Genomic DNA, 8281 nt, shown 5'->3' with positions numbered 1-8281 from the left:
GACAAGACACCCAACCCCCCCCCCCCCCCCGCCCCCCCCCCCCCCCCCCCCCCCGCGCCCCCCCCCCCCCCCCCCCCCAACCCCCCCCCCCCCCCCCCCCCCCCCCCCCTCCCCCCCCCCCCCCCCCCCCCCCAGGCCCGTGTGGATTCCGGACGACGTGTCCGGTACGTGCTGCGCGACGATCTGGCACTCCAAGGGGTATGAGACCGGGAACCGCGTGATGGCCAACCGCGTCGTCGAGGCCGCCTGGGGCTGGACCGCGGGCGGGGCCCTGCCGCTCGTCGTGGACGCCTCGTCCTGCGCGCTCGGCATCGCGCACGACGTCGTGCCGTACCTGACGGCCGACAACCGCGCCCTGCACGCGGAGCTGACCGTCGTCGACTCCGTCGTCTGGGCCGCCGAGGAGTTGCTGCCCCGCCTGACCGTCCGCAGGACCGTGGGCACCGCCGTGCTCCACCCCACGTGCTCCATGCGGCACTTGGGCGACGAGCCGCAGCTGCGGACCGTCGCCGAGGCCTGCGCGGACGAGGTGGTCGTACCGGACGACACGGGCTGCTGCGCCTTCGCGGGCGACCGGGGGATGCTGCACCCCGAGCTGAGCGCGTCCGCGACCCGCGCGGAGGCCGCGGAGGTCACGGCCCGGTCCTACGACGCGTACCTCTCGGCCAACCGCATGTGCGAGGTGGGCATGGAACAGGCCACGGGCCGGGAGTACCGGTCGGTCCTGCTGGACCTGGAGCGGGCGACGCGGCCCTGACCCTCCGCCCTTCCGCTCCCGCTCCCGCTCCCGCTCCCGGGGGAAGAAAAGTCCAAGCCCTCGGCCACCGCGGTCTCTTGCGTCACGTGCACACCGCCATCAGGGTGGGCCCCGCCCAGTGACATGGCACTGTGACGACGGAGGTCCGATGCACGACGAGAACGCGACACCGGCACCTGACGAATCCACCGACGGTCACTCCCGGCGCGCGGTCCTGCGCACCGCCGGAATCGCGGGGGCCGGGCTCGGGCTCGGCACGTTCGCGGGCGGCGGCGCCGCCCACGCAGGTACGCGCGACGCGGCCGAAGGCCCCGCCGCCGCGCCCGCGCCCGCGCCCGCCCGCAAGGGCAAGACCATGATCGGCGTACCGTTCGAGGGACGGTCCACCGTCCGCGTCGGCATCATCGGCCTCGGCAACCGCGGCGGCGGCATGATCGACCTGTTCCTCGCGCAGCCGGGCGTACGGGTCGTCGCGCTGTGCGACCCGGCCAAGGACCAGACCGCGGCGGCCGCGAAGAAGGTCGTCGCCGCGGGCCAGCCGGCCCCCGCGACGTACACCAACGGGGACCACGACTTCGAGAAGCTCTGCGCGCGCGGCGACGTCGACTTCGTGTACGTGGCGACGCCGTGGGACTGGCACTTCGACATGGCCAAGTCGGCCATGCTGAACGGCAAGCACGTCGGCGTCGAGTGTCCCCTCGCGCTCCGCCTCGACCACCTGTGGGAACTCGTCGACCTGTCCGAACGCACCCGCAGACACTGCTTGCAACTGGAGAACTGCTGTTACGGCAAGAACGAGATGCGCGTGCTGCGCATGGCGCACGCGGGCAAGTTCGGCGACCTGCTGCACGCGGCCGGCGCCTACAACCACGACCTGCGCGCCCTGATGTTCGACCCCGACTACTACGAAACCCCGTGGCGCCGCCTGTGGCACACCCGGCTGCGCGGCGACCTGTACCCCAACCACGGCTTCGGGCCCACCGCCAACTACCTGGACATCAACCGCGGCGACCGCGCCACGCACATCTCCAGCTTCGGCACGCCCGCCCTCGGCCTCGCCGAGTACCGCAAGGCACACATGCCGCCGGGCGACCCGAGCTGGAAGGAGACGTACATCGAGAGCGACCGGACCATCAGCCTGGTGCAGACCGCCAAGGGCCGGGTCATCCGCCTGGAGCACGACGTCTCGACCCCGCACCCCTACAGCCGTGTCAACAGCCTCGGCGGCACCAAGGGCCTCTTCGAGGACTATCCCGCGCGCATCTACATCGAGCCGGACCACACCGACGACCGGTGGGGCGACTTCTCCACGTACGCGGCGGAGTTCGACCACTGGCTGTGGAAGGAACACGCCAACCCACCGGGCGGGCACGGCGGCATGGACTACCTCCTGGTGTTCCGCCTGATGCAGTGCATGCGGCTCGGCCTCGTCCCCGACTTCGACGTGTACGACGCGGCGACGTGGACCGCGCCGGTGCCGCTGAGCCACGCCTCCATCAAGGCGAAGGGCGCGCCGCAGGAGATCCCCGACTTCACCCGGGGCCTGTGGCGGAAGGCGCGGCCGGGCATGGACTCGGAGAAGCCGAAGGAGGCGTGAGCGGGGCCTTGTAGCGGGGGCTTGTAGCGGGGCCTGGTAGCGGGGCTTTGTAAGGGCGGCTCTCAGGTCTTGAGGGTCGCCCTGTCCCCCATCACGACTACGGGGTGCCGCTGCGGGTCCAGGGTGCGCAGCAGGTACTCCATGCCGGACTTCGACAGGCTCACACAGCCCGATGTGCCGCTGCCGTGGTCCATGTGCAGCCAGATGCTGCCGCCCTTGGACTGGCCCCGCGGGCGCGTCGGGTCGTTCGGCGGGGTGCCCTTGACGCGGTTGTAGTCGATCGCGACGACGTAGTCGAAGTCGTGCCAGTGCGTCTTGGGCCAGTAGTGCGGGGCCTGGAGGGACGCGGTCCGCGTGTACGGGAGCTTCGCGCCGGGGTCGGCGAGGACGCCGCCCGCGTCGCTGAGCGAGAACACGCCCACCGGGCTGCGCTTGTCGCCCTCGCGGTGGTCCGGGGTCCAGCCCTTCTTGCCGTTGTGGGCGGGCCAGCTGCGCGTCTTCTTCCAGGTGGCGCCCGTCTTCGTGTACAGGACGACGGTGGCCTTCGCCGAGTCCTTCTCCTCGCCGTAGACGGCGACGACCTGGCGGGCGTTCTTCGGGATCCGGGACTGGAGCCGGTCGCCGACACCGGGGATGCGCTTGGGGTCTGCGGCGGTCCTGGCCGTGCCGCGGCCGCCGCCCTGCGCGGAGTGCGCCGCGTCGCCGCCCTCGTCGCCCCCCGAGCCGCCGCAGGACGTCAGGACGACTGAGCAGGCGGCGGCCGCGGCCGCCGTTCGCACCACACCGGCTCTACGCATGCGCTCCATGGTCGCACTGGGTCCTGCGGTCCCTCGTCGGCGCCCCCGCCCGGCCCGCAGGAATGGCCGACTCTTTGCCGGACACCGGAAAATCGTTTGCTTCGGGCCACGGTGCGAGGCGAACCTTGCACGGTTTGTTACCGCGTTCAGCGTGTCGTTCGGCGGGGGCTGGGCTTCGTGGCGTCCGCCACGTCCTCCGCGTCTCTCGTCACCGCCACTGTCACATCACTGTCACTGTCACTGTCACTGTCACTGTCACTGTCACTGTCACCGCCGCGCGTACCGCACCGAAGCTGGGATCCCATGCACATTCGTGATCTTCCGTACGCCGATCCGGGCGAGCCCGACGTCCGCTCCGGCCCCCGCTTCCTGCTGTGGCTCGGCCGGAACCAGGTGGGCGGCCAGCTCAAGTCGCTGGCCTGGGGGTTGCTGCACTTCCTCGGCATCGCCGCGCTGCCCTACATGGTCGGCCTCGCCGTACAGGCCGTGATCGACGGCTCGGGCACACGGCTCGCGGTCGCCGGCGGGGTCGTCCTGCTCGCGGGGCTCGCCATCGCGGGCGGCGACACGATGCTCCACCGCACCGCTGTCACCAACTGGATCACCGCCGCCGCGCGCGTGCAGCAGCTGCTCGCCCGCAAGACCGCGCTGCTCGGGGCCGCCCTCACCCGGCGGGTGGCCGCGGGTGAGGTCGTGGCGGTGTCCACCGGTGACGTGGAGAAGATCGGCTGGTTCGTGGAGGCCCTGTCGCGGTTCGCGGCGGCGGCCCTGACCGTCCTCGTGGTGTGCGTGGGCCTGGTCGTCTACCAGCCCGGGCTCGGCGTCGTCGTCGCCATCGGCATCCCCGTGCTCGCTATCGCGGTCCTTCCGCTGCTGCCGCGCGCGACCCGCCGCGCCGACCACCAGCGCGAGAAGGCGGGGCGGGCCACCGAACTGGCCTCGGACACCGTCGCGGGCCTCCGGGTGCTGCGCGGCATCGGCGGCGAGGAGCTGTTCCTGGATCGCTACCGCGACGCCTCGCAGGAGGTGCGGGCCGCCGCCGTGCGCAGCGCGCGCATGTGGGCGGTGATCTCCGCCGTGCAGGTCCTGCTGCCCGGACTGCTGCTGATCGGGCTCGTCTGGCACGGCGTGCACCTGGCCCGCGAGGGCCGCGTCACGGTCGGCGAACTCGTCACCGTCTACAGCGCGGTGATGCTGCTCAACTACCCGTTGCGGCACTTCGAGGAGATCGCCATGGCGTACTCCTTCTCCCGTCCCTCCGCGAAGCGGGCGGCCCGGGTGCTCTCGCTGGAGCGCGCGGGCGGGGCCGCGGGCGCGGAGAGGGGCGCGTCCGCGGCGACCGCCGAAGCAGCGGCGGCGCCCACCGGAGAATCGGGGGCGCCCACCGGGGAATCGGGGGCACCCACCGGAGAATCGGGGGCACCCACCGGAGAGTCGGGGGTGCCCACCGGAGACCTCTACGACCCCGCCACCGGCCTGCTCGCCCCGGCCGGACGGCTCACCGCCGTCGTGTGCGGCGACCCGGACGCGGCCGGACGGCTCGCCGAACGGCTCGGCGGGCACCCGGCGTTCGAGACCGACCTGCCGTCGGTGCGCCTCGGCGGCGTCCCTCTCGACGGCCTGCCGCTCGACACGGCCCGTACCGCCGTCCTCGTACAGGACAAGGACCCGGTGCTGCTCTCCGGAACGCTGCGGTCGCTGCTCGACGTACCGGCGTCCGGGGCGGTCGACCCGCGGCGGGCGCTGGCCGCCGCGCAGTGCGCCGACGTCCTCGACGCGCTGGTGCAGGGTTCCGTGGCCGACGATCCGATGGCCGCGCACCTGACCGAACGCGGCCGTTCCCTGTCCGGCGGCCAGCGGCAGCGCCTGGCGCTCGCACGGTCGCTGGTCACCGACCCCGAGGCACTGGTCCTGGACGAGCCGACGTCCGCCGTCGACTCCCACACGGAGGCCCGGATCGCGGACGGCCTGCACGAGCTGCGCGCGGGCCGTACGACGGTGGTCCTCACCTCGTCGCCACTGCTACTGGACCGCGCCGACCGGGTCGTGTTCCTGCGCGACGGCGAGGTCGCCGCCGTCGGCGTGCACCGCGAACTCGTGGTCACGCGGCCGGAGTACCGGGCGGTCGTCACGCGGGAGACCGACACCGAGGCGGCCGAGGCGGCCGGTGCGGCGCAGTCCGCGGGCGCCCTGGACGAGCACACCATCGACATCGAGGAGACGGCATGATCGGCCTGGCGCCGCCGGAGTACGACCCGGCGGCCCCGACCACGGCGGAGACGCTGCCCGTCGGCGCCCCGGCGACCGTACGGACCTATGTGCGCGAGCTGCTGCGGCGGCACCGCACGGCCTTCGTCCTGCTCGTGGTGGTGAACACGCTCGCCGTGACCGCTTCGATGGTGGGGCCCTATCTGCTCGGCGGCCTCGTCGAGGACGTGGCGGACGACGCGCGGCAGATCCATCTGGAGCGCACCGTGGTCCTGTTCGCGCTCGCGCTCGTCGTGCAGGCCGCGTTCGTGCACCAGGTGCGGCTGCGCGGCGCGATGCTGGGCGAGCGGATGCTGGCGGACCTGCGGGAGGACTTCCTCGTGCGGTCGGTCGGGCTGCCGCCGGGTGTCCTGGAGCGGGCCGGGACCGGTGATCTGCTGTCCCGCATCACCACGGACATCGACCGGCTCGCCAACGCCATGCGCGAGGCCGTGCCGCAGCTGGCCATCGGCGTGGTCTGGCTTGCGCTGCTCGTCGGCGGGCTCGCGGTGGCCGCGCCGCCGCTGGCGCCCGCGCTGCTCGTCGCCGTGCCGCTGCTCGTCGTCGGCTGCCGCTGGTACTTCAAGCGGGCGCCGTCCGCGTACCGTTCGGAGGCCGCGGGCTACGCCGCCGTGGCCGCCGCGCTCGCCGAGACCGTCGACGCGGGCCGCACCGTGGAGGCACACCGGCTCGGCGCGCGCCGCGTCGAGCAGTCCGAGCGCCGCATCAAGGAGTGGACGGCCTGGGAGCGCTACACGCTCTCCCTGCGGTCGGTCCTCTTCCCCGTCATCAACGCCACCCACGTCACCGTCCTCTTCTCGGTCCTGATGATCGGCGGCTGGTTCGTCCTCGAGGGCTGGATCGGCGTGGGCCAGCTGACGACGGGCACGCTGATCGCGCAGATGCTCGTCGACCCGATCGGGATCATCCTGCGCTGGTACGACGAACTCCAGGTGGCGCAGGTCTCGCTGGCCCGGCTCGTGGGTGTGCGTGACATCGAGCCGGACGCCGGTGACGCGGGCGTGGTGCCCGACGGGCGTGACGTCCTCGCGGACGACGTCCACTTCGGCTACCGCGAGGGCGTCGACGTGCTGCGCGAGGTGTCCCTCGCCGTCGAGCCCGGCTCGCGGGTGGCCCTCGTCGGCCCCTCCGGCGCGGGCAAGTCCACGCTCGGCAGGCTGCTCGCCGGGATCTACGGACCGCGCACGGGTCAGGTGACCCTCGGCGGCGCCGAGCTGGCCCGGATGCCCGCGGAGGGAGTGCGCGCGCATGTGGCGCTCGTCAACCAGGAGCACCACGTGTTCGTCGGCTCCCTGCGCGACAACCTGCGCCTGGCCAGGGCCGGGGCCGAGGACGCCGAGCTGTGGGCCGCCCTCGGCGCGGTCGACGCGCACACCTGGGCGCGTGACCTCGACGAGGGCCTCGACACGGAGGTCGGTTCGGGCGGCCTGAGCCTGACGCCCGCGCAGGCCCAGCAGATCGCCCTGGCCCGGCTCGTCCTCGCCGATCCGCACACTCTGGTCCTCGACGAGGCGACCTCGCTCCTGGACCCGCGCGCGGCCCGGCACCTGGAGCGCTCGCTGTCCCGGGTCCTGGAGGGCCGCACGGTGGTCGCCATCGCGCACCGCCTGCACACCGCGCACGACGCCGACGTCATCGCCGTGGTGGAGAGCGGACGCATCAGCGAACTCGGCAGCCACGACGAGCTGGTGCGCGCCCAAGGGGCGTACGCGGCGCTGTGGAAGTCCTGGCACGGGTGACGCGGCGACGGGACGAGCGGGGGCGGCACCAGTCCCGGCGCGGATGACGGGGTGGCCGAGCTTCGCAGGGCGGGGCGGTGGCCCGGGTCGCACCGGGCCACCGTCTCCCCTCCTCGGCCGCGCCGTTCTCGGCGCGGCCCCTCGACAAGGTCACAAGAGCCGCTGTCACGGCTGGGGTCCGCCCGCTCCTCCCGGGGGAGGTAGAGGAGCGGGCGGACCGGTCTCAGGCTGTCGGGCCCCCGTCCACGGGCCGCCGTACGACGCCGTGGGCCGCCGCGTTCGCGGCACACGTAAGCACCTGTTCCGCAGCACCCGCCGCGGCCCGACGGCCTGAACGAGTTCCTGCGCGGTCAACGCCATCACATCCGCCCGATTCGGTGGAGAGAAGTGCGGGAATTGCCTGGGTCGAGGATCGTCCGGGGCTGTCACGCATTCATCGCGTTCATGCGCCATAGCGCCGCCGCACCACCTGGGGCCATTCCGGAAGTCTGTTACCGGGCCTTCGACAAACGCCCGACAACCGCCCCTCTTATGCGGCAAGAAATTACTAACAGGGTGTCGAACAGCAGCCAACACCCAGGGGTCTGATTCAGGCCGCCGACCCGCGAAACCGGACCTTTCCGGCTTGTCGCGGCAACATTCCAGGCCCGACCGGGTACGGGCAGCACGGACACGGCAGTCCGTCACGGGTGGCGCATCGCCGGTCGTGACGCGCGACGGCGCGGCGCCCCATGGCATCACCCTCCGCCAGGGCCTTCGCCCGCCCTCCGGCTTTGATGGCCGAAATCGCGGCCTCCGCGACGCGAGGAGTGTCGATTTGCGCCGATTCCGTGGGCGTGTGACCGCACGGGCGAAGGGGTTGGCAAGTGAATCCGTGTCAGTTACGGTGATGCTGCTCCAGTTGCGGTGATGCTGCTTCAGTCGTTCGTCGAGCGACTCCCGAGGGCAGCGGCCCTTCTTTCAGCGCTCACGCGCCTTTCAGCGGGCTCGCAGGTTCCGGTGCCTCCGGGTCTCAGGTTCTCCGGTTCTCTGGCGCTCCGGCGCTCCGGCTCTCAGCTTTTCGGGATTCACCTTTCGCCGGTTTCCCGGACGCACGGTAAGCCAGTGTGCGCGGGCCTCCCTT

Annotated in this window: 4 protein-coding genes and 1 pseudogene; 4 read left to right on the top strand and 1 reads right to left on the bottom strand. The window is 72.7% G+C overall.

The genetic code is table 11. From position 1 onward, the window contains the following. Window positions 1-133 precede the first annotated feature (133 nt). A pseudogene (locus AC07GB_RS12350) lies at window positions 134-757 on the top strand (heterodisulfide reductase-related iron-sulfur binding cluster); the annotation flags it as partial. Between the two features lie 148 nt (window positions 758-905). After that, window positions 906-2354 carry a Gfo/Idh/MocA family protein gene (locus tag AC07GB_RS12345; RefSeq protein WP_478844286.1) on the top strand — a complete coding sequence of 483 codons (1449 nt, stop codon included), beginning with the start codon at window positions 906-908 and terminating at the stop codon, window positions 2352-2354. Between the two features lie 62 nt (window positions 2355-2416). On the opposite strand, the gene AC07GB_RS12340 is transcribed toward AC07GB_RS12345, so the two are convergent. Further along, entirely contained in the window at window positions 2417-3151 is a 735-nt protein-coding gene (locus AC07GB_RS12340; RefSeq protein ID WP_478844284.1) for a L,D-transpeptidase family protein, read from the bottom strand. Window positions 3152-3454: 303 nt separating this feature from the next. On the opposite strand from AC07GB_RS12340, the gene AC07GB_RS12335 reads away from it, so the two are divergent. Next, window positions 3455-5380, top strand: a complete 1926-nt coding sequence (locus AC07GB_RS12335; RefSeq protein WP_478844282.1) for an ABC transporter transmembrane domain-containing protein — start codon at window positions 3455-3457, stop codon at window positions 5378-5380. Then, window positions 5377-7158, top strand: coding sequence for an ABC transporter ATP-binding protein (locus tag AC07GB_RS12330; protein WP_478844280.1), 1782 nt, complete (start codon window positions 5377-5379; stop codon window positions 7156-7158). Before AC07GB_RS12335 ends, AC07GB_RS12330 begins: the two co-directional genes overlap by 4 nt. Window positions 7159-8281: the final 1123 nt, after the last annotated feature.

This window comes from Streptomyces sp. NPDC045778, assembly GCF_056431945.1.
Note: the sequence above shows the minus strand (reverse complement) of the source record. Positions and strands in the feature narration are given on the sequence as shown.